Here is a 22,803-nt window from a genome sequence, read left to right as displayed (position 1 = left end):
GTTTTCAGTAAGACAAAAAAGCTATCTCGGTATAAGTAACCGAAATAGCTTTTTTAATTGATTTAACGGATTAGCACGCTTTTAAAGTGTGAAAATGTATCGAAGCTTGCTTTTCCATGATAAGCGCCCATTCCGCTTTCACCCACTCCACCAAAAGGTAGGTAGTGAGAAGTCATATGACTAATTGTATCGTTTACAGCAGAACCGCCAAACGATAAGTTATTTAAAATATAGTCCTGTACCCTTTGGTCTTGTGTAAATACATAAAGAGCTAGCGGATTTGGACGATTACGAACAGCTGCTATAACTTCTGATAACTCGTCATATTCAATAATAGGTAAGATCGGACCGAAGATCTCGTCCTGCATAACTGAATCGTCAAATGAAATCTCATCAAGAATTGTTGGTTCAATGAAAAGCTTAGAACGATCGCTATTTCCTCCAGCAACAAGCTTACCGTTATCTAAATAGTTAGTTAGACGCTCGAAATGTTTTTCGCTAACAATATGTGAAAAATCTAAATCAGATGAAATGTTTTCACCATATGAAGTTATGATTACTTCTTTTAGCTTTTCAATTAAAGCTTGCTTACTATTTTTTTGTACAAGGATATAATCTGGTGCTACGCATGTTTGTCCAGCATTTGCAAACTTTCCGCGTGCAATACGGACTGCAGCTTCTTCTATATTTGCATCACTATGAACGATGGTTGGACTTTTTCCTCCCAATTCAAGGGTAGTAGGTGTTAAGTGTTCAGCTGCAGCTTTTGCAACAATTTTACCTACAGCCGTACTCCCTGTGAAGAAGATATAATTAAAGTTTTCCTTTAATAAAGCAGTGCTTGTTTCTACTTCTCCTTCTACTACGCATAGGTACTCTTCAGGGAAGTTTTCGTTAATGAGTGCAGCAAGTAAACTTGATGTTCTTGGTGTCAATTCAGATGGCTTTAATACCGCACAGTTACCAGCAGCAATGGCTCCGGCAAGAGGAGTTACAGCTAATTGGAAAGGGTAGTTCCAAGGTGCGATTACAAGCGCAACACCGTAAGGGTCGGGTTGGATAAAGCTTTTTGCACCTTCGTGAGTAGCTGGTGTTGATACTTCTTTAGTAGCTGCCCATTCTTCGAGATGTTTTAGTGTAAATTCAATCTCTCCTAATACTAAACCAACCTCTGCGCGCTTAGCTTCCGCTTCTGGCTTATTTAAATCTGCTTTTAGCGCATCTAAAATATCTTGTTCATGATTTTGAATTAGCTCTTTTAGCTTTGTTAGTGTCTCAATTCGAAATGCAACGTCTTTTGTTTTACCACTGTAAAAGAATGAACGCTGGTTTTTGACAAGTTCTTGATAGCTAGTCATTTTAATAGTCCCCTTTAGCAATCGTTATTTAATTGTAAATGTGAATGATAATCTGTAGCCCAACTAACATTCCCGTTTTGATCAGAGTCTAATCATCTAAGTCAAAGATAGAAATGGTGTTCTATTTAATTTCGTGCAATGTAATGAGTCGACGGAAACTAATATAGTATACCTATATAGCAATAGCAAGAATTGTGCTTAGGAATGGATGGGGAAACAAAATGAAAAAAAGGAGATGGATAAAATAATTCAACAAAATCGTTTAGGGAAATCTGATTGATATGTTAATTCAATTGGCTTTGGTGCAAACACTGTAGGAAGGCATAATTTATATCTAGACTTGAATGAAGAAGCAGGTAAAGAGTTGGTTCGCACAGTATTAAACCAAGTAATGAACTTTTTAGATACAGCATATCAGAACGTTCAGAAGAGCTCATCGGTGAAGTGCTAAGCGAAAAAAGGGACCGTTCTGAGATAATTATAGCTACAAAGGTTGAAATAGAAGAAGTTGATCAGTTCTTTCGCAAGTTAATAAATTCGTGATATCAGCATAAAAAAGCTCCCTTTAAGTTTTATTTATTCAACCAACGGGGAGTTTTTTAGCGAGCATATTTTAACAATGAGTAGGCTGCTCTACCACTAGGTAGCCGTATGCTGTTGTGCTTTCTTTAACTGTTCATATGCTAAAGCGGTAATAGTTTGCGTAAGCAAAAAGACAGAAAATGAGTATGTAAGTGAAAATCCGTTTTGGAACGCAATGATATCCGACTTAATAAAAATCCAATTCATTCCGATACCAATTAATGTCCAAATAAGAATGTAGTAAATAAACGTATATTTTGAAATATGAAACGTCTCATAGAAATAAATGAAAAAGTAGCCAAAAGGCGCAAACAATAAATAATAAAGACCATCAAACAATTCATAGTGTGGAGAGTCATTTACCGTGTAAAAATCAATAATTCCACCACCGATTGTAAAATCAAATACAAGGCCGCTAGCAAGTCCCCAAAGCCAGCTTAAAATGGTAATTTCTTTCGTCAACTTTCTGGGTAACAGCAATGCAATAACGATAGCAAATCCAATCATACATAATAAGATGACTTCGTTCTTACTCCATTCACCAAACCACATATTTATAACATCACCTTTCGTAAGGTAATTTTGCGATACATGTTAAATACGTAAAATAAAATAAACTGTAGTATGAGCGTATATCCAGCATCATACAAAAAGTTCCACTGTTCATAAGTGTAAACCTCCAACCGAACAGCCAGAAATCTTAAGCAAACAAACCCTGCTAAAAATAAGAGTGTAATGCCAAACCAACGTTTGATCCCAGAATAGCGATAGAGAAGGTTGAATTGAATAACAAATAGCATTGGAAAGATAAGACTTCGATCTAAGATAAAGGCTGTATAGGGAATAGGGGTTGTTGGTGTATTAATCAAGTTGAGCTCTTCGTTAATAATCCAAGCAGCATTAATATTAATAATTAGTACGATTAAAAACAAAAACGTATTTTCAACAACAGACAATACTTTATGCTGCATATAAAAAAGGGATATCGTAAGGAATGAAATAAAAACAAAAATAGATAAGACCATGGTAAACCTCCTTTATATAGTTATTTGTTTTAGAAAGCAGAACTATACGAAGACCAAAATGGTAAGAGTATTTTAGAGAGAACTTCAAAAAAGATTGATGGAAATTGATGAACAAAATATGATAAAAGTAATGAGAGTGAAGAACTGATTATGAAGAGGATATTACCTTTTGTGATGTCTTTTGGTTTAGTTGTAGGTGCTTCATCGATGATTCCTTTAACTGCAGATGCCGCTCCAAAATCATATAAAAACTGTGCGGAGTTAAACAAAGCATATAAGGGAGGCGTAGCTCGCGCAGCAAACATTAAAAATAAAGGTGGAAAAACATATCATAAGCCCTATGTATCAAAAGCGTTATATGATGGGAATTCAAAGTTAGATAGGGACAAAGATCTTATTGCTTGTGAAAAATAATCAAATGTAAATAGCCCTCTTCTTGTTAGAAGAGGGCTATTTTATGAACGACGACTTAACGATTTCCACCATAAATATTGCCTGTAGAAGAAGTGATAGTGCCATTGTTGACGTTCAGCGTGTAAGACAGTCCGCCAGAACCTGACCATGTTGAAAGATTAAATGTGTTACCGTTAAACAGCTTATAAATAGAAACGTTGTTGAACGTTAGGGGTACCCCACTTACACAAGTAGTTGGGGCTTGGTTTGTTTTTGCCATATAAACTGCAGCGTTCACAGCGCCAGGCTGCGTAACAACCTTTGCTGTCCCGTCCTTCTCAACTAAAAGAGCAGACTGTTCATTTACAGCAATACCTTTGGCGCTTGTTCCAGTTTCTTCACCGTCTTTAATATTACGAGCTAAGAATGTTAAAAAACGCCCCATTCGGTCTCTTTGTTCAAAATGAGTGTCGGTTTGTACATGATTATTATGCGGAGTTTGAATGAGATAATCTGTAAAAGAAATAAGTGAGCTATACGGATTTCTTAGTGCTGTTGCAGAATCAAGCGTTGTTGAACCTGCTGATATCGAATCATAAATATGATCTCCTTGAATCATAGTGCCGGCACTTGTGCCTCCAAAAGGAATTCCTTGTGCAATACGGTTATTAAGTGCAGTAAGAGCGGGTGTTCCTTCTAAAAAATCAACGTAATCAGCTTGATTACCTCCTGCAAAGAAGATTCCTTCTGCTTTATTAATGCGACTTATTAGTGAGGAGTCTGAACCTGCTCTGGCTAGGTCAGTTACAACGATTGTACTAACAGAGTTTAATGGCTTTCCTATTGAGTTAGCTAAATCATAAACATATTGATTATATCCGTCTGAACCCGTTGCACGAAGAATTAAAAAGTCGCCACCATTCGCTTTATTAATCATCCATTTAAACGCTTCGTCTACATCGGTACTGCCTCCCATGTACACTTGTCCAAAAGTCGTGGTTGTTGTTTTATCAACTGAACTGCCCGTTGTATAGAGCGTATAGTTAGCTGCAGCTGCTGAGGTTGGTAACGTGGATAGAAGTAGTCCCCCCGTTAAAGCGATGCATGTGATCATACGTTTACCAAAGTGGTTTCGTTTTTTTGTGTTCTTCATTTGTTTACCTCCTTTAATCGAATTACATAAAGGTATTGCAAAATGTGTGCCAAGATCAAAAAGATAGGTACAAGTAGGTTTTCTATACATAATTAATTTATATTGGGTGTATATGGTTAAATAAATTTGTGCTAAACAACCACTAAGACAGAGAGCATGTGATACTGGGAGTCAATTTCCAGAGTTCAAGAAAGCATATGGTTTTTTGAAGGAGAGTCAGTTTATTCGACTTACCCTATATGTTGTAGGAAGGTTTGGAATGGTTTAGGTTTATTTTAAAATATATTTTTATCTTTTATTTGGTACTGTAATATGGTCTATATCAAGCTGTGGATAAACGGAGGGATAGAGATGAAGACACAAACGGTATTAATTACAGGAACCTCAAGTGGATTTGGTTTACTTAGTGCATATCAGCTAGCTAAAGCTGGATATAAAGTCATTGCTTCAATGCGTAATTTAGAAAAGAAAAGTGCTCTGTTAAGGATGTTAGAAAAGGATAAGTTAAAAGAAAGAGTAGTATTTGTTGAACTAGATGTTACGTCTCAACGTTCAATTGACGAATTAACTACGCTATTACATAACACAAACGGCATTGATATATTAATTAATAACGCAGGATTTGCGTTTGGTGGCTTTAGCGAGGAAATTCATATAGATGAATATAAAGAGCAGTTTGAAACGAACGTATTCGGTGTCATGAGGGTAACTCAGGCAGTGCTCCCATTTATGAGAGAAAAGCGCAAGGGCAAAATTATTAATATTAGCAGCATCAGTGGGTTAATTGGGTTTCCAGGACTATCACCGTATGTATCATCTAAACATGCACTCGAAGGTTATAGTGAAAGTTTACGGCTTGAGCTAAAGCCGTTTGGAGTTGATGTTGCTTTAATTGAACCAGGTTCTTATGCGACGAATATTTGGACAACAGGCAAGAAGGTATCAAAGCATTCATTGAATGAAGGATCTGCTTACCGTGCTTATATGCGTGCAATTGAGAATGAGCTACAGGCTGGTGAGAAAAAGCTCGGTGACCCTGATCAAGTTGTTTCTTTACTTCTTTCTTTATGCAACCAACGTCAGCTAAAAAAACTTAGATACCCTGTTGGTAAAGGGGTTAAGGTATCTGTATGGTTAAAACGTATGCTTCCGTGGAGCGTTTGGGAGAGAATCATCATTAAAAAGTTGTTGAAATAAGACCTTGAAAGCCTTTTACATAAGTGAAGGTTTTTAGGGTTTGCATGCTAAATTCTTCTATCGTATACTGAGTTAATTAACGAAAAATTTAAAATTATGAAACGGTTAAGGAGGACAACATGAGTGAACCCAATATTGTAAGAAGTGGTCCTAATCACTATATTTGTGAAATAGGTGCTGCGAAGAAAATGGACCAATACATAGCCAGCTTTTCTAAGCCAGTAGTTTTTACAGGATTCAAATCATTTGATGCTTTTAATCAATACAGCGCGTTGCCTGAACACATCCCGGTTATTCAGCATAAAGGATATTGTTATGATGAAGATATTCATATCTATGCAAAAGAACTTTATAACGTTGATTTAGTAATTGGTATTGGTGGAGGTATTGTATTAGATAGTGCAAAATCGTTAGCGGATTATTTAGACGTTGAAGTTATTCTTGTGCCAACGGTTCCTGGAACATGTGCAGCAACAACGCCTCTTAGCGTGATGTATGATGAAAACGGGCAGTATGTTCGGGTTGATTACCATAAGAGAGCGAGCTTTTTAACAGTTGTAGACCCGAAGCTTCTTCTTTCATCTCCTGTTAACTATGTTAAAAGCGGCATTGGAGATACTCTAGCAAAATGGTACGAAGCAGATGCGATTATTCGAAATACAAAAAACGCCCACGAGCTTTCAGCAATGGTATACTCCGGGCTTAATCAAGCGCAATACATCAGAGATATATTGATGGCAGATAGCGAAGCTGCTATTAAAAGTTTACAAGAACAGAAGGTTACTCCAGCATTTACACGAGTAGTAGAATCTATTATTATGATTGCTGGAACCGTTGGAGGATTCGCGGTTCAGTATGGTCGGGTATCAGGTGCACACGCAGTTCATAACGGACTTAGCTTTGTTAAAGAAGCTCATCATGTTCTTCATGGTCAAAAAGTAACGTATGGTATTTTGGTTCAGCTCATGTTAGAAAATCAACGAGAAGTAGTTAAGAAACTTATGCCATTTTACGAAGCGTTAGAATTTCCGCGGACTCTCTCAGATTTAGGGGTTACAGAAAAAGAAGAAGCAAAACAGCTAGTAGCAGCTCATGCAATCAAGGAAGAAGAGGCTCTTCGTTTTATTGGGAAGTTTACAAAAGAAGAGGTAATGGATGCTATGGATCGTGTAGAAATATTTACATCAACCGCTAATCTATAGAAGAAAGTAAATAAAAGGCATGAGAAAATGACTCGTTTCAGAGAATCATTTTTTCATGCCTTATGTTGTCTTTAAGCGCTTATATTCATTAATAAAAGCTGAAGGGTCTGCTTGAATTTCATATTTAAAAACACCTTGGTGGGTATGTAAATACAATAAACCTTTTTCTGAAGAGAAAGGTTTATATGAAATGTCTAAAACCTGTTCAAGTGTGAACGACCGCGCATTACACTTTACTTGATTAGTGAAAAGCTGGAGTTCGTATTCCTTTTTTATATAATGTTGCTGAAAACGATCGACTTTTCTGACAACATATGAATACATAATACTTGAAATTGGCATGTCATAAACTCCTTCCTAAAGTTCTTTTGTATGGCTATGATAGCATGGCAGTGTAAAAAAGCGAAACATTTGACAAGGAAACTTACATTTTCTAAAATGATAGTCATTATAGGATGTTGCTCTAAGGGGAGTAGCTTTTACAACAAGGTCGTCAGTACAGAGCATATGCTCTCGGCTTTGTTGGCAACAATTTTGTTGTTAGCAAGACCTTGCCAACAAATCAGATAGAGGTCTTTTAGGTTATGGATATGCCGCTACCTAATTGGTAACGGCTATTTACATATTTAAATATAAGGTTGGGGATTTTGTGAAATTATTATCATTACAAATGTCAGCGTATATTCAAAAAGAGGTGGAACAGCTTCAAGAAAAACTGTCACCTTTTACAAAGAAAGTATCACGCTATATGTTTTGGTCACTGCCGCTTATTGCGGTTTCAGTCTTCAATTTAGGGTTCATGCTCTTTACTGAGCCCGTTACTCGTGAAGCACTACCGATGTTAGGTATCTATGCTTTGATTGGAGCAATCGGTATGGCTTTATCGAGAGAGACCAAATTAAAGCGTAAAGAAATGCAGAAGGTAGGGGCAGAATACGCCATTGAGCGCATTCAAAAAAGTGAAGTCGTCTCTTCCTATCGTAAAGAAGAATATATTGAGCGAATTAAAGCACAGCCGCTTGCAATGATGGCTCACTTTATACAATTTTTAAGCGAAGAAGAAAATAGAATGAAACGTGCAGATATGTAACTTTGTAATGGCAGGTACTACGTCGTGAGTACCTGTTTTTTTATATAATAAAAACTATGTTAGGTTTTTTTACATGAAAATTGAATTTATTTATGATATACTATAACTAGTTTCAATTTTCTAAAAAATGAAACGTTAGATTTTTTGTCAAGGGGTGGAAGAAGAAATGACGGTTTTACAAACTACTGAGCAAGACAACAGCGTCGCATTGCGTCGAGACGTCAAGTTTCTCGGACAACTACTAGGGAATGTTTTAATTTATGAGGGTGGCCAAGATTTACTTAATAAAGTTGAAAAAATACGTGAAGTAGCCAAAATGCTTCGTGAACATAATGATCAGGATATCTACGAACAGTTAAAATCTGAAATAACAAGCATTGAGGACCCAATGAGACAGCAGGTTATTCGTGCGTTTTCTGTTTATTTTCATCTAGTTAATATTGCGGAACAAAACCATCGCATTCGCCGTAAACGTGAGTATCAGCAGCAAGAAGAAGCAAATGTACAGCCTGGCTCACTTGAAAAAGCAGTCAGTGATTTGAAAGATAGCGGCGTAACAGCAGATGTTATCACAAAACTTCTCCAAACGCTGTCTTTAGAGTTAATTATCACAGCACATCCAACAGAAGCAACGAGAAGAAGTGTGCTGGACATTCATAAGCGAATCGCCGATATTTTACAAGCATTTGAACAAAAATCAGTAACAAAGCGTGAAAGAGAAGAGCTAGAAGAGCAGCTTTTTAACGAAGTTATGGTTTTATGGCAAACAGCTGAACTACGAGATCGTAAGCCGCGCGTAATGGACGAAGTAGCAAATGGGTTATATTATTTTGATGAAACGTTGTTTGAGGTATTACCACATATTCATCAAGAGCTAGAGGATTCATTAAAACGTTACTATCCTGAACAACAGTGGCAAGTGCCAAACGTGCTGCGTTTTGGATCTTGGATTGGTGGAGACAGAGATGGTAACCCGAACGTAACACCAAAGGTAACATGGCAAACTTTAACGAAGCATCGTAGCGTAGCAGTTCGAAAGTATAGAGCAGCTTTGTTGAATTTAAGGGAGCGCCTAAGTCAATCAACAAAGCGAGTTTTAATTTTAGATGACTTGGTGCAATCGGTTGAACAAGAAAAGCAGCTTCTGCCTCAAAAGAAAAGATGGCGTGTGCCTCATGAGGTATATCGCTGTAAATTAACGATTATGCTTCACAAGTTAGAAAATGTTGGACAAGAAGGTGGATATAAGCAAGCAGACGAGCTACTTAGCGATATTAAGCTTATTCAAAAAAGCTTACGTTTACATCATCCAATGCAGTACGAGTTAAAAAGCGTTCGTCAATTGATTCGTCAAGTAGAATTATTTGGTTTCCATTTAGCAACGCTTGATATTCGAAATCATAGCGGTGAACATGAAGCTGCGATTAAAGAGATCTTATATTCCGTTGGCATTGTAGAAGACTATTCTTCCTTGACAGAAAAAGAAAAGTTGGAGCTGCTAAGCGGAATTTTACAAGACCCTCGTCCACTCATTTCGTTCACCGAAGACTATTCGCCAGAAACAAAGCAAATAATTGAAGCGTTTCAAATGATAAAGCGCGCGCATGAAGAATTTGGAAAGCGTTCGATTGAAGTTTACTTAATTAGCATGACTCAATCAGCTAGCGATTTATTAGAAGTGATGGTTTTGGCAAAAGAAGCAGGGATTTATCGTTTGCATGCCAACGGAGAAATTGAAAGTTATTTAAACGTTGCTCCTTTATTAGAAACAATTGATGACTTAACAGCTGGGCCAAAAATTATGGAGGAACTGTTCCAGCTAGATTTTTATCGAAAACATTTGGCAGAACAAAATGATTTACAAGAGATTATGCTGGGGTATTCCGATGGAAGCAAGGACGGCGGGACGTTAACGGCAAACTGGAAGCTCTACAAAGCTCAGCAGGAAATTCATGATATGGCAAAGCGCTATAACGTGCGCCTTAAGTTCTTCCATGGCCGAGGTGGATCTCTTGGTCGAGGCGGTGGTCCATTAAACCGAAGCATTTTATCACAACCTGCTGAAACGTTAGGAGACGGCGTGAAAATTACAGAACAAGGGGAAGTATTATCCTCTCGCTATTCGCTATACGACATTGCACATCGAAGCTTGGAACAAGCGGTTTCAACTTTGCTAACAGCAGCTGCCAAAGTGTCGTCTGAAGCTGAACAAACAGACGTGCGTACATCTCAGTGGGAAGAAGCGATGAACATTGCATCAAAAGAAGCGCTCGCTCATTACCAGCATCTTGTGTTTGAAGATCCAGACTTTTTAACATATTTTAAACAAGCAACACCGTTACCAGAGTTAGGTGCTCTTAACATTGGGTCTCGTCCAATGAGCCGAAAAGGCAGTGACCGTTTTGAAGACCTGCGAGCTATTCCATGGGTATTTGCTTGGACGCAAAGCCGCCAACTTTTACCTGCTTGGTATGCAGCTGGAACAGGGCTTGTACATCTTATTAAAAAAGAAGGAAGCCTTTCTTTACTCCAGCAAATGTATAAAGAGTGGCCATTTTTCCGCTCAACAATTGATAACTTGCAGATGGCTTTAACGAAAGCGGACCTAATGACTGCGAAAAACTATACTTCAATGGTTGAAGACAAAGCGATTGCTGATCGAATTTTCGGGGCAATTGAGAAAGAGTATACCGAAACGAAAGAAGCAATTCTTCAAATTACAAATCAAGAAGAATTAATGGAGCACCTACCGAATATTCAATCGTCTATTCGTTTGCGAAATCCATACGTTGATCCGCTAAGCTTTTTCCAAGTCGAGCTTATTTCTAAGCTTCGTCAAGCAGATGAAGAGCAGGCTGATAGACTTCTACAAGAAGTGTTGTTAACTATCAATGGAATTGCGGCTGGCTTGCGTAATACAGGCTGATTTTCTAGCGTATGATGCCCTAAAAAAGTGGAGAAGCTAACGGGGTATAAAGCTGGAGGTGATAACATGAGCAATGCAAAAGGACGTTCAAAGAAAAATTTACCGACTGATGCCAATCATGTGAATGCTCAGGAGAAAGCTGAGCAAATGCGTATGACAGATGAGCGCAATCAAAAGCATAATGATGGTCGCAAATATGATGGGAAAATCTAACTGCGATATAAAAAACCTTCTACTCTCAAATAGAGAGTAGAAGGTTTTTTAGCTATTTAAAATCGCATCAATCTGACGAAGTTCGTCTTGGGTAAATAATCGGTTATGAAGAGCTGCAACGTTCTCTTCAATTTGACTTACGCGACTTGCTCCTATGAGAGCAGAGGTAATATTTCCATCTCTTAACACCCAAGAAAGAGCCATTTGAGCCAAGCTTTGATCTCGTTCCTGTGCAATTTGATGAAGTCTTTGCACTTGGTTAACCACCTTTGCAGTTACGCGCTCCGCATCTAAAAATCCAGTTTCTTTTGCTGCTCTCGAGTCTTTTGGAATGCCATGTATGTATTTATTTGTAAGTAACCCTTGCTCAAGGGGGCAAAATGCAATAGATCCAATTTGATGCTCTGTTAGAACATCTTGAAGGCCATCCTCTATCCAACGATTAAACATCGAGTAGCTTGGCTGATGAATAAGGAGAGGTGTGCCCAGCTCATTTAAAATATGTACTGCTTCTTTTGTTTGTTCAGCGCTATAGCTTGAAATTCCTACATAAAGCGCTTTACCTTGTTTTACGATTAAATCAAGTGCTTGCATAGTTTCTTCAAGAGGTGTATTGGGATCGGGACGATGAGAATAGAAAATATCTACATATTCAAGACCCATGCGTTTCAAACTTTGATCTAAACTAGCAACAAGGTATTTCTTTGACCCCCATTCTCCGTAAGGCCCTTCCCACATTCGATAGCCAGCTTTTGTGGAGATAATTAACTCATCTCGATAAGAGGCGAAATCTTCTCTTAACATTTTGCCAAACATCTCTTCAGCAGAGCCAGGTGGTGGCCCGTAGTTGTTTGCTAAATCGAAATGAGTAATTCCTAAGTCAAAAGCACGTCTTAGCATGGCTTTTCCATTTTCAAACGAATCTACCCCTCCGAAGTTATGCCAAAGTCCCAGTGAAAGTGCGGGAAGCAGTAAGCCAGAATTTCCACACCTGTTATAAATCATTTCTTTGTACCGCTGTTCATTTGCGCTGTAAGTCATCACACATCTACCCCTTATGTTTAGTGAAATCGCTTTAATGATAATAGGAAAATAAAAAAATGTCACTTAATTTATCTTTTGGATTAGCTCTAATAAAAGAATAGTTCGTGATAAAATGATAATAAAGCATAGAAAAAAGAGGGGGAAATAAGGATGGAAATAGTCAAGCACGACGTAGTAAGGTTAACAGAAACATTTCCCGTTATAAAAGAACTTATCCAACTTACTGAAACCTGCTGGATGAATCCAGATAAGCAGTCTTTTCAACTACATAAACAAAACATACTCCTCACTGAGCAGGACGTTAAGGATGCAGAAGCAAGGTTTGAACGGTTTGCACCTTATCTACAGAAAGTTTTTCCTGAGACGAAAGAGGCAAACGGAATAATTGAATCACCTTTAACTGGCATTCCCATTATGAAAGCGCGTTTGGAAAGCCGTTTTAATCAACAAATCGAAGGGGAGCTTTTGCTTAAGTGTGATCATGACTTGCCTATTTCAGGTTCAATTAAAGCACGAGGTGGCATTTATGAAATTTTAAAGCATGCTGAAGACTTAGCTATTAAACATAACATGCTTTCATTTAAAGATAATTACCAAAAATTTGATAGTGAAAAATTCCGTTTGTTTTTTCAGCAGTATACAATTGCGGTAGGGTCGACTGGCAATTTAGGATTAAGTATTGGAATAATTAGTGCTAAGCTTGGCTTTCAAGTAACTGTTCACATGTCTGCGGATGCAAAGCAATGGAAGAAAGATCTGTTAAGAAGTAAAGGAGTAAGGGTTATCGAGTACACAGATGACTACAGTAAAGCTGTAGAAGAAGGGCGTAAACAGTCATTACGTGATCCGATGTGCTATTTTGTAGATGATGAAAATTCAAAGCACTTATTTTTAGGTTATGCTGTAAGCGCCATTCGTTTAAAAAAGCAGCTCGCTGACATGCAAGTGAAAGTAGACAAAAATCATCCTTTATTCGTGTATTTACCGTGTGGAGTGGGAGGTGGTCCAGGGGGAGTGGCTTTTGGCTTAAAGCTTATGTATGGCGATGATGTTCGTTGTTTTTTTGCTGAGCCAACTCACTCACCTTGTATGCTGTTAGGTTTAGCAACAAATCTGCATGATAGAATCTCTGTGCAAGATATTGGACTTGATAATTTAACAGAAGCAGATGGACTAGCTGTAGGGCGACCATCTGGATTTGTTGGTAAAGTAATTGGTCCTGTTCTAGAGGGAAGCTACACAATCAGTGATGATGAAATGCATCGACTGCTAGCAGATTTAGCTGATAGCGAAGGAATTGAATTAGAGCCATCGGCACTAGCTGGTATGATAGGACCGATAGTGACAAACAGACAGCTGTCTCCAGAAACACTTGAACATGCGACTCATATTGTATGGGCAACGGGCGGAAGCATGGTGCCACTAGAAATAAAAAAAGAATACTATGAAAAAGGAAAACAAGCTTTAAGGAGATGATAAGAACTCCCCTCATGCACATGAGGGGAGTTCTTATAATGCTACATAATAAGATTCAATAATATCTTCATCGGAATGAGGAATATATTCTCCTTTTACAATTTGTGAACCGTTGATACAGCCGCTTGTTAATAAAATAATATCATCTGGTCCTCCAAGCTCTAAGGATTTTAAGACTCCTTCTTTTCTTGTTGGAGCTCGGTGAAGGTTCGAAGCATTGGGATGAGCAAATCCTGTAAATACTTGGTCAATGATATCATTAGGGTTATGAAAGCCAGGATGATCAACAGTAACAACCACTTCATCGGCTTGTCCCTCAATAATGCTTGCCATTTTGGGCATTTTGTTAAAGTCTCGGATGCCAATTCCAGCAATCATCACAATTAAACGATTATGTTTTAATTTCTTTACCTCTTGTAAAAGACGAGTTAAAGCTACAGGTGTATGAGCATAGTCAAGGATAATCTTTTGATTTTGTGGCCCTTTAATTACTTGAAAGCGTCCTTCAGGGCTAGCAAGCTGTGGTAGAACGTTAAGAATATCTTCAATGTGATAATCAAGCAGTAGCGCTGTACCGATAGCTGACAATACATTAGCAATATTATATTCCCCAAATACAGGTGCAGTTACTGGATAGACGTTGTCATTATAATGAAGCTCAAACGTTGACCCTTTTTCTTCTACGGTGATGGAATCAGCGCGCAGCGTTGCGTTAGAGTTTCTGTTGAGGCTATAAGTAATCATTGGGTTTTTAAATGATTGAAGCAAATCTTGACCCATTAAATCATCATCAACATTTATAACGGCTGTTTTAGCTTGTTCAAATAGCTTCATTTTACAGTTTTTATAGTGCTCCATTGTTTTATGATATTCCAGATGTTCTTCTGAAAAATTTGTATGAATGGCCACATCAAATAAAATTCCTTCAACGCGCTGTTGATCAATGGCGATGGATGAAACTTCCATGACAGCTGCCTGATCTCCGAACGTCTCTAAGTCATGAAAAATTTGGTGTAAATCAGTTGATTCAGGCGTCGTAGGAGTACTTTTTTGATAGGTTAATTTTTTATGCGAAGACCAAATCCCCGTGGTGCCGATTGAACCCGTTGGTAATCCGAGCAGCGTTAATAATGAACGTACGTAAGCAGCTACTGTTGTTTTCCCGTTTGTACCCGTTACACCAATTGTTTTGAGCTTTTCATCCGCTCGTTGGAAGTAGTATTTAGCGAGTCTTGCCATTGTTTTTCGAACATCATCGACAACGATAAACGTACAGTGCGGATATTTATCATGAAGTTGTTGAAAACAATGATGAACGGACCCAAAGACTCCTACAGCGCCTTTTTGAATAGCTTCTTCTATAAATTGATATCCGTCCGCGTTTTCACCTTTCATGCTAAAAAATAATGACGAGTTTTTGACATATTTCGAGTGATAAGCGAGATGTAAGACGCGCTGAGAAGCTGGGCCGACTAATTGCTTAATTTGAATGTCAGGTAACTGTTCAAAGTTTAGTATCATGATTTTCCTCACCATTTAGTTTATTTTACAAGTCAACTTGCAGAAATTACCGTTTATATTGTTCTTACTATTTGTCAGTTTGAAATGAACTATTCGCAAGAACATATATGAACCATACAAAATATCTAAACAAGATTTCAAGTTCTGACTCTTTTCCCTAAAGATAAGCATGATAAACAAGGGGTAATATGGAAAAAATCCCTTCTTAATCCTTAGTAACCGGGTATTCATAAAGAGGGTTGCAAATAGTTGATGAAAAGGGAAATAGTGGAATAATTATGTCAAAAAAACATGAACATTCATTCATTTATAATTTGTTTTCATGTGAAAATTGTGATAATTATAGAAATTTTTTTACATTTTTTTAAAAATTAATGTATACTTGTAATACAAAGAAAGTTTAAAGCGGTTACATACGAGAGGTTTACACTTCATCAAGGGGACTCAGTACAGAGTAGGGGGGATTTTACAGCACGTGAATCCCTCTTTCGTGCAGGGAGAAGAATGTTGTAGACGAATAAGACAAAAAGCAAACAGAGAGGGGAATAATAATGTTTGTACCAATTGAGCGTAAGAAAGTATCAAGTCAAGTTCTTGACCAGTTAAAGAAGATGATAAAGGAAAAGACGTTTCCACCTGAATCTCGCTTACCTTCTGAACATGAGCTTTCGAAAATGTTTGGCGTTAGTCGTGCACCAATCCGCGAAGCGTTAAGCGTTTTGTCGGCCAGTGGATTAATTGAATCTAGACAAGGTGGAGGAAGTTACGTTAAGCGAGTAAATTTAGCAGGGATGCTTGATCCGATGACGTTTGAAATGGTTGAAGCAGATCAAGTGCTAGAGTTAGTTGAAATGCGAATTATCATTGAATCAGAAGCAGCAAGCTTAGCGGCTATTCGTCATACGGAAGAAGAGCTACTAGAAATTAAAGAATCTTTAGAAGCATTCAAAGGTACCATTAAGAATAGTGCTGAAATTGGTTATGAAGCAGATTATCGCTTTCACCATGATATTGTAAAAGCGGCACATAATTCATTTTTGCTTCATACAGTAGAGAACCTAGGTCATCTATACCGAAAAGCGCTAGCATATTCGTTAACGCAAAGGCCTGAAAGTCGCAAGCAGGTCCATGAAGATCATGATCGCATTTTTGAAGCGATTAAAAATAGGGATGCTCAAGGCGCAGCAGAAGCAGTTCGTGAACATTTAGAGCATGTTCGTATGAAAGTAATGCAAGGTTAATATAGATTTACAAAAAAAGAACGCTAGCAATAGCGTTCTTTTTTTATAGCTCTAAAACTCTCTAAAGTTAAAAACAGAAGCAATGTCAGTATGGGCTAGGTATACAGACGAACAAGACGTTATCAATAAACTAAGTTGAGGAATTATTAGAAGATGATAAGAGACTGAGACATAATGAAATGATTATTGAGGAGCTAACAATTAGTTTGTGCCATTACGCTACAGACAGGCGCTTTCGGCAGGTCTCGTTCTTCCTCTAGTCTACTGTTTTCAAAACAATAAAAAATACCCAAACTATCAAAAGTCATTAACTCATGATAGTTTAGATATCTCATTTGCTGAACTACTTATGTCTTAGCACCTTAAGTAATTATGCTTGTTTTGGGTCAAATAGTGCAAATGTTACGTCCGCTTCACAAGCCACTTCGCCATCGACTGACGCAACAGCACGAGCTTTCGCAATTGTACCACGCACGCGCGTCATCTCTACTTCTAAACGAAGCTGATCTCCAGGAACAACTTGCTTTTTAAAGCGGCAATTGTCAATACCTGCAAATAAACCGAGCTTTCCTTTATTATCGTCTTTTTTCAACATAACAACGGCACAGACTTGAGCAAGTGCTTCGACAATTAGAACACCCGGCATAACTGGATATTCTGGGAAGTGTCCATTAAAAAATTCTTCATTAGCTGTCACGTTCTTAATACCAACGGCACTTTTGCCTTCTTCGACTTCAATAATACGATCCACAAGTAAAAATGGATAGCGATGAGGGATAATTTCTTTAATTTGCTCTATTGTTAGCATAATGGTCTCTCCTTTATGTAAAAACTTATACCTGATACTAGTATCAAACTATATACGTACAAAGTCAACTTGTAAAGAGTAAAATCAATAAAGTGCACGAATCTCATTTCGGTTTTGCTAATAAGGTTTGGGTAAAGCGATAAGTGAAATAACAGTGACCAAATAAACCCAATATGCCAAGTGGAATTAAGAAAAGGTACTTTTCCGAAAGCAGTATGCTTATAGAAAAGAGTAAAAAGCATGCTGTTATTATCAATAGGTAAATGACTAGTTTGCTTGTCATGAATTAGACCTTCCTTTTATAAGAATCATATACCATATTTTATCATATATGGTTATGATGGGCTTATTATAAAAAAGCCCAGAGAAAAAATTCTCTGAGCTTTTTAATAGGAAAGAGCCACGGATTGCTTTAAATGAATTTCTGTATTTGCAGCGTGTAATAAAAAGTGGGCTACGTCTGCACGACTAATATTTTTACTGTCTTCTGGTACACCCGTTACTGCTTTTCGATATTGAGCGGTTACGGGTCCATTTGTTAGCCCCATCGGTCGAGCGACTGTCCAATTAAGATTGCTTGTTTTTAGCAGCTGTACAGCTCTTAAATGATCGCGCAGTGGATTTTTTAAAATGTTTTGAGCAAGCCAACCTGTCATACCTGGAATTTCTCCTTCAATTCCAGCTGAAGCGGTATATAAGATTCGGTGTACGCCATGCTCTTGCATTGCTTTAATAATGGTAGATATTGCTTCTTCTAAAAACGTAGAAGGGCCTAAACCATCTGTGCCTAGGCAGGAAACAACAGCATCATGGTCTTTAATGGCATGAGACACCTGAAAGAAATCCGTTGCATTTCCTTCTATAATGTGTAAATTGCTATCTGTTAGTGTGAGCTTATCTGGTGTTCGAACGAATGCTGTGACGAAATGTCCTTCTTCTAAAGCCTGAGTCACGAAAGCTTGTCCAGTGCGTCCACTAGCTCCAAATACAACAAATTTCATGATCATCATCCTTTTCTGTGGAATTACTATCGTATATCATTCTTATAAAAAACATTCTATACGTAACATAGCATATTTTACGGTGGATTTCTCATAAAAAGTATGCAATTGCTGAAAAAAACAGAAAACTAGCGTTTTAATGCGAGATTTGCAAGATGAGGGGAAAAAGGAATGAGTCTTGCATCCACCGTCTGACAAAAGGATGGCTAATTTTTAAACTCCTGTCATAGACTGTCTAGAAAAGAGAGAAATGAACGAACGGTTTATAAAGGTGTTTTTCAATAGAAAGCGAATTTTGTATATAAGCAAATGGAGCGAAAAGGGAGCGATCAGGAATGGGAAAAAAGATAAGTAAGGTTCGGATTGGCGTTATATTGATAGGGCTACCACTCGTTTTTGTCATCGTATCCATCATCACAAAAGACTGGCGATATTTAACGTGGAGTATACCACCTGCGTTAATGTCTTGTTGGACTGCACTTGTGGTTTTACGAAAGCAAGAAGAGTCTTAAAAGTCAAAAAGGAGATGAGGAAATGAATGGTCAACAGCTTCTTTATAGTTTGCTAACAGCAAATGGACAAGGATTACAAAGTGCGTTTGTTATAAGTAAATATAAAATTGTAAAGCTACAACCAACGTTACCAAACGAAAAGGATGAACATGTCCAGTTTCAGCAAAATCTCCAGCAGAATATGAGAAAAATTGCTAAGCAGCCTGAGGTAGATTTGCATCTTCAACTGTTTTTGCATATGGCTGAATATTTTCGACTCCCTGTTTCTCACACTACAACGAATGGAGAGCTATACGAACTTAGTGAAGAAATAGCCAATATGTTTGTTGCGAAATATAATGAATTGTTTTCTATTGCTCGCTGTCATTCCCTAGACGACGTTTTGCGTCACCAAATTCGGTTGTTTATTCACCTTGCAGATTCACAGTACTTAATCGCTTCAAAGCGAGAACAACTGATTTTACAAACAGCTCTTTTAACTTGGATTGAACAGTTACCAAGCTTATATCAAGATCGGATTTTGGAATTGTTCAGCAGAGAAGTTACTCAAAAAGCAATGGAAGAGATCTTACAAAGACAAGGGATTATCAGTTTTTTTAAACAACTTCCTCCGAACGCATATGACTTATTGTCATCTTTACTTTGTGCAGTCATGCCTTTGTTTGTTCCGATTCAGTATGGACCGTCACTTCTAGTGGGGTTCAATGCACCTTTATGGACGCTAGCGAGCTTGGAAAGTCATGAAATTGTAGCCAAGCGTAAGGAAGCAGAACCTTTTTTACCGCTGTTAGCGGCCGTTGTTCATTTAATGTGGATGTGTAAGGTGGAGCACCAAGATGAGCTGCTCAACTATCAATCTTTATTAATTAAATGGTCATCTGTATATCGTCGGTACGAAGATTTTCAAATAAAAAAAGAACAAGCTCAATTTGATGTTGAGCGCCTAGAAGGTCTTATTTACAATGGAGAACAAGATATTAGGCAGCTTAAAGGCATAGAAAAGCAGCTTACTAAAAAAATAGATAGCTTAAAAGAATCTATTCGCCATCAGCTAAATCAAATGGATTTAAAAACCCTCAACTGCGGTCTTGTCATGAAAAGGATGATTGAAGAGCATGAAGCCTTAAAAGAAGATGTAGACGAATTAAGAAGAAAGCTTTCAATAAAAGGCGATATTATGGAACGAATTCGACTTACGTTTCGGTCTGCTGAACGTGTAGTGAAAAGTAAGGTGAAGGAAGTTGAGCGCAAAAAAATACTAATGCAAATGACGGATTTTATTCTAGCTAATCGGCTTCCGATTTGTGTGGATATACAAAATGAAATCGAAGAGTTACAGGAGCGCTTAACCAGAACATTGTTGAAGCTTAATCAGCATCTTGAACTGTTGGACGAAACCAAAAGCTCTCGAGGGCTAACAAGCGGTAAACTTAAGCGATATGAGGCGGAAATTAAGCGCTTAGAAAAAGTCTATTATGGATTAGCTATCAAAGAATTAGAGCCAATTTCTTAGCTTGAAAAAGATTAAGAGATAAATGTGAATATTTCTAAAATTAACCTAGGTTAGTGAGAATGAAAAAGCAAAAAAAAGTGAGATTTTTTTGAAAAAATAAGTAGAAGATTATACAAATCCCTTTGAAATTTTTTTGATAATTTGGTACAATAAAAGTGCTTATTTTTGTTCCATAAGGATAGTTCGATAGGTTTCGTCTTGACTTATTGTAAGAGCAAGAATGGAGTAATACACAAGGTGTAGCTTGCTGCACGAGGAGGAAAAGAGATTATGTTACAAGGTAAAGTAAAATGGTTCAACGCTGAAAAAGGTTTCGGTTTCATCGAAGTTGAAGGACAAGACGATGTATTCGTACACTTCTCAGCTATCCAAGGCGAAGGCTTCAAAACTTTAGAAGAAGGCCAAGAAGTTACATTTGAAATCGTTGAAGGTGCTCGTGGACCACAAGCTGCTAACGTTCAAAAGTAATTCTTTTTATAGGATTATCAGAGGCTCCCAAATGGGGGCCTTTTTTCTTTTCCTTTGAAAAAGGCTGGTCATCTTGTATAAAAAAAGCGTATAATGAAATGATGAAAATAGGAATTGTATAGTAGAAAGGATAATTGAACTTATGAGCAATCAACAGCAACAGCAGATGGTCGACTCACGTCGTACGTTCGCGATCATTTCCCACCCGGATGCTGGAAAAACAACATTAACTGAAAAAATGTTATTACTAGGTGGAATGATTCGTTCTGCTGGAACAGTGAAAGGTAAAAAGTCAGGAAAGTTTGCAACATCTGACTGGATGGAAATTGAAAAGCAACGTGGAATCTCCGTTACATCAAGTGTAATGCAGTTTGAATATAAAGATCATTTTATTAACATTCTAGATACACCAGGACACGAAGACTTCAGTGAAGATACATATCGAACACTAACCGCGGTAGATAGTGCTGTCATGGTTATTGATGGTACAAAGGGGATTGAAGCGCAGACGTTAAAGTTATTTAAAGTATGTCGTATGCGCGGAATTCCAATTTTAACATTTATCAATAAGCTCGATCGAGAAGGGAAAGATCCACTAGAGCTATTGGAAGAAATTGAAGAAGTACTTGGAATTGAGTCATACCCCGTTACGTGGCCAATCGGAATGGGAAAAAGATTTCAAGGTACGTACGACCGCTTTTCGAAGCAAATTGAAGTGTATCAAGGAAATAAAGAATCATATTTTGCAGACTTTGATGGTGAAAACATTGATGATGAAGTGAAAAAGCACGTGGATGAAATGTATTTGCCGACGCTTGTGGATGAATTATCCCTTCTTGATGAAGCGGGTAACGACTTTTCAATTGAAAAAGTAAAGCAAGGTCTTTTAACACCTGTGTTTTTTGGTAGTGCCATTGCAAACTTTGGAGTACAGTCGTTCTTTAATTCATTTTTACAATTAACATCACCACCACAGCCACGTGAATCATCTGTTGGGACAATTCAACCGACGGATAACAATTTCTCAGGCTTTATCTTTAAAATTCAAGCAAATATGAACCCAGCCCACCGCGATCGAATTGCTTTTGTGCGCGTGTGTTCAGGAAAGTTTGAGCGTGGCATGAACGTAACGCTTGCTCGTACAAATCGTAAAATGAAGCTTGCTCAGTCACATCAATTTTTAGCATCAAGTCGTGAAACAGTTGATACAGCATACCCAGGAGATATTATTGGTCTCTATGATTCAGGTACGTATCAAATTGGAGATACAATCGTCGGCGATGGTAAAGTATTTCAATTTGATGCGCTTCCGAAGTTCCCACCAGAGTTATTTGTAAAAGTACGTGCTAAAAATGCCATGAAATCAAAGCATTTTGAAAAAGGGATTAATCAGCTCGTACAAGAAGGAGCTGTTCAGCTTTATCGTACACCGTTCTTTGGAGATTATATTTTAGGTGCGGTTGGTGAGCTTCAGTTTCAAGTGTTTGAACACCGCATGAAAGGCGAGTATAACGTAGATTTAGAGTTTGTTCGTATGTCCCATAGCATTGCAAAATGGGTGGACAAAGAGACAATTAAGGACAGCATGTTTGATTCTCGTGTTATGCTTGTTGAAGATCGTGATGGCCATGCTGTACTCATGTTTGAAAATGATTTTGTATGGCGCTTATTCCAAGATAAGTATCCTGACGTAAAGTTTTTAGATCCATTTAACTTATAAAAAAAACGCTTGGCAGCTGCCAAGCGTTTCTTTAATGTGCAAATGATTTTAGATTTAAAATAACAACCCCTGCAATAATTAACGTAATGCCAATGACCATTGAGATGCTGCCGCTTTCCTTCCAAATGACAACACCGATAATAGCTGTAATAGCAGTTCCTACTCCTGACCAGATTGCGTAAGCGATGCTTAGTGGGATTTGTTGAAGTGAAGCAGAGAGTGAATAAAACGCAATTCCAAACCCAACAATTACACCAATGCTTGGCCAAAGTTTCGTAAATCCCTGAGATGCTTTTAACATGGATGTTCCAAAAAGTTCTGCTGTAATAGCAAGTGCTAAAAATAAATAGGCTTGCATTC

22 protein-coding genes and 1 pseudogene are annotated in these 22,803 nt (G+C 37.7%); 13 read left to right on the top strand and 10 right to left on the bottom strand.

Features of this window, described 5'->3' with window-relative positions; all coding sequences use genetic code 11:
* Positions 1–62 precede the first annotated feature (62 nt).
* Complete coding sequence (locus NIZ91_13415; GenBank protein USY53751.1) at positions 63–1,358, bottom strand: aldehyde dehydrogenase; 1,296 nt, start codon at positions 1,356–1,358, stop codon at positions 63–65.
* A gap of 292 nt (positions 1,359–1,650) precedes the next feature.
* Between NIZ91_13415 and NIZ91_13410 the strand changes: the two are divergent.
* Positions 1,651–1,850: pseudogene (locus tag NIZ91_13410) on the top strand (aldo/keto reductase).
* 147 nt (positions 1,851–1,997) lie between these two features.
* Here the strand turns inward: NIZ91_13410 and NIZ91_13405 are convergent.
* Both NIZ91_13405 and NIZ91_13400 read right to left on the bottom strand, forming a co-directional pair.
* A complete protein-coding gene (locus NIZ91_13405; protein ID USY53750.1) occupies positions 1,998–2,492 on the bottom strand; it encodes a hypothetical protein in 495 nt (164 codons plus the stop codon).
* A gap of 2 nt (positions 2,493–2,494) precedes the next feature.
* Positions 2,495–2,965 carry a hypothetical protein gene (locus NIZ91_13400; GenBank protein ID USY53749.1) on the bottom strand — a complete coding sequence of 157 codons (471 nt, stop codon included), beginning with the start codon at positions 2,963–2,965 and terminating at the stop codon, positions 2,495–2,497.
* Between the two features lie 150 nt (positions 2,966–3,115).
* On the opposite strand from NIZ91_13400, the gene NIZ91_13395 reads away from it, so the two are divergent.
* On the top strand, positions 3,116–3,379 hold the full coding sequence (locus NIZ91_13395; protein ID USY53748.1) for an excalibur calcium-binding domain-containing protein: 264 nt from the start codon (positions 3,116–3,118) through the stop codon (positions 3,377–3,379).
* A gap of 55 nt (positions 3,380–3,434) precedes the next feature.
* Here NIZ91_13395 and NIZ91_13390 read toward each other — a convergent pair whose 3' ends face one another.
* Positions 3,435–4,511, bottom strand: a complete 1,077-nt coding sequence (locus tag NIZ91_13390; protein USY53747.1) for a cyanophycinase — start codon at positions 4,509–4,511, stop codon at positions 3,435–3,437.
* Positions 4,512–4,862: 351 nt separating this feature from the next.
* Here NIZ91_13390 and NIZ91_13385 point away from each other — a divergent pair, with 351 nt between their 5' ends.
* Both NIZ91_13385 and NIZ91_13380 read left to right on the top strand, forming a co-directional pair.
* Positions 4,863–5,708, top strand: coding sequence for an SDR family oxidoreductase (locus tag NIZ91_13385; GenBank protein ID USY53746.1), 846 nt, complete (start codon positions 4,863–4,865; stop codon positions 5,706–5,708).
* Positions 5,709–5,827: 119 nt separating this feature from the next.
* Positions 5,828–6,910, top strand: a complete 1,083-nt coding sequence (locus tag NIZ91_13380) for an iron-containing alcohol dehydrogenase family protein (protein ID USY53745.1) — start codon at positions 5,828–5,830, stop codon at positions 6,908–6,910.
* A 60-nt stretch (positions 6,911–6,970) separates the two neighbouring features.
* On the opposite strand, the gene NIZ91_13375 is transcribed toward NIZ91_13380, so the two are convergent.
* The gene (locus tag NIZ91_13375) at positions 6,971–7,252 is read right to left on the bottom strand and encodes a 3-isopropylmalate dehydratase (protein ID USY53744.1); all 282 of its coding nucleotides are present in this window, start codon (positions 7,250–7,252) and stop codon (positions 6,971–6,973) included.
* Positions 7,253–7,559: 307 nt separating this feature from the next.
* Between NIZ91_13375 and NIZ91_13370 the strand changes: the two genes are divergently transcribed.
* The 3 genes from NIZ91_13370 (at position 7,560) to NIZ91_13360 (ending at position 11,139) form a co-directional block, all read left to right on the top strand.
* Positions 7,560–8,000 (top strand): YwnF family protein, encoded by a 441-nt coding sequence (locus NIZ91_13370; protein USY53743.1) that lies wholly within the window; start codon positions 7,560–7,562, stop codon positions 7,998–8,000.
* A gap of 166 nt (positions 8,001–8,166) precedes the next feature.
* Positions 8,167–10,926 carry a phosphoenolpyruvate carboxylase gene (ppc, locus tag NIZ91_13365; protein ID USY53742.1) on the top strand — a complete coding sequence of 920 codons (2,760 nt, stop codon included), beginning with the start codon at positions 8,167–8,169 and terminating at the stop codon, positions 10,924–10,926.
* 66 nt (positions 10,927–10,992) lie between these two features.
* Positions 10,993–11,139 (top strand): hypothetical protein, encoded by a 147-nt coding sequence (locus NIZ91_13360; protein USY53741.1) that lies wholly within the window; start codon positions 10,993–10,995, stop codon positions 11,137–11,139.
* Between the two features lie 48 nt (positions 11,140–11,187).
* Here the strand turns inward: NIZ91_13360 and mgrA are convergent, their stop codons facing one another.
* The gene (gene mgrA, locus NIZ91_13355; protein ID USY57167.1) at positions 11,188–12,180 is read right to left on the bottom strand and encodes an L-glyceraldehyde 3-phosphate reductase; all 993 of its coding nucleotides are present in this window, start codon (positions 12,178–12,180) and stop codon (positions 11,188–11,190) included.
* A gap of 153 nt (positions 12,181–12,333) precedes the next feature.
* On the opposite strand from mgrA, the gene NIZ91_13350 reads away from it, so the two are divergent.
* Entirely contained in the window at positions 12,334–13,659 is a 1,326-nt protein-coding gene (locus tag NIZ91_13350) for a D-serine ammonia-lyase (protein ID USY53740.1), read from the top strand.
* Between the two features lie 33 nt (positions 13,660–13,692).
* Here the strand turns inward: NIZ91_13350 and NIZ91_13345 are convergent, their stop codons facing one another.
* A complete protein-coding gene (locus NIZ91_13345; protein USY53739.1) occupies positions 13,693–15,180 on the bottom strand; it encodes a UDP-N-acetylmuramoyl-L-alanyl-D-glutamate--2,6-diaminopimelate ligase in 1,488 nt (495 codons plus the stop codon).
* A 551-nt stretch (positions 15,181–15,731) separates the two neighbouring features.
* Between NIZ91_13345 and NIZ91_13340 the strand changes: the two genes are divergently transcribed.
* Positions 15,732–16,421: a FadR family transcriptional regulator gene (locus tag NIZ91_13340; protein ID USY53738.1), complete on the top strand. Its 690-nt coding sequence runs from the start codon at positions 15,732–15,734 to the stop codon at positions 16,419–16,421.
* A 370-nt stretch (positions 16,422–16,791) separates the two neighbouring features.
* Here the strand turns inward: NIZ91_13340 and fabZ are convergent, their stop codons facing one another.
* Positions 16,792–17,229, bottom strand: coding sequence for a 3-hydroxyacyl-ACP dehydratase FabZ (gene fabZ / locus NIZ91_13335; GenBank protein USY53737.1), 438 nt, complete (start codon positions 17,227–17,229; stop codon positions 16,792–16,794).
* 386 nt (positions 17,230–17,615) lie between these two features.
* Positions 17,616–18,230, bottom strand: coding sequence for an SDR family oxidoreductase (locus tag NIZ91_13330; protein USY53736.1), 615 nt, complete (start codon positions 18,228–18,230; stop codon positions 17,616–17,618).
* Between the two features lie 335 nt (positions 18,231–18,565).
* On the opposite strand from NIZ91_13330, the gene NIZ91_13325 reads away from it, so the two are divergent.
* The 4 genes from NIZ91_13325 (at position 18,566) to NIZ91_13310 (ending at position 22,443) form a co-directional block, all read left to right on the top strand.
* On the top strand, positions 18,566–18,742 hold the full coding sequence (locus NIZ91_13325) for a hypothetical protein (GenBank protein USY53735.1): 177 nt from the start codon (positions 18,566–18,568) through the stop codon (positions 18,740–18,742).
* 22 nt (positions 18,743–18,764) lie between these two features.
* Positions 18,765–20,255: a hypothetical protein gene (locus tag NIZ91_13320; protein USY53734.1), complete on the top strand. Its 1,491-nt coding sequence runs from the start codon at positions 18,765–18,767 to the stop codon at positions 20,253–20,255.
* Positions 20,256–20,525: 270 nt separating this feature from the next.
* Positions 20,526–20,723 (top strand): cold-shock protein CspD, encoded by a 198-nt coding sequence (cspD, locus tag NIZ91_13315; GenBank protein ID USY53733.1) that lies wholly within the window; start codon positions 20,526–20,528, stop codon positions 20,721–20,723.
* Between the two features lie 142 nt (positions 20,724–20,865).
* The gene (locus NIZ91_13310) at positions 20,866–22,443 is read left to right on the top strand and encodes a peptide chain release factor 3 (GenBank protein USY53732.1); all 1,578 of its coding nucleotides are present in this window, start codon (positions 20,866–20,868) and stop codon (positions 22,441–22,443) included.
* A gap of 31 nt (positions 22,444–22,474) precedes the next feature.
* Here NIZ91_13310 and NIZ91_13305 read toward each other — a convergent pair whose 3' ends face one another.
* Positions 22,475–22,801 (bottom strand): multidrug efflux SMR transporter, encoded by a 327-nt coding sequence (locus NIZ91_13305; GenBank protein ID USY53731.1) that lies wholly within the window; start codon positions 22,799–22,801, stop codon positions 22,475–22,477.
* Positions 22,802–22,803: the final 2 nt, after the last annotated feature.

The organism is Bacillus sp. 1780r2a1 (assembly GCA_024134725.1).
In the GTDB taxonomy this organism is placed as follows: domain Bacteria; phylum Bacillota; class Bacilli; order Bacillales; family Bacillaceae_H; genus Priestia; species Priestia aryabhattai_A.
This window is presented reverse-complemented; position numbering and strand designations above follow the sequence as displayed.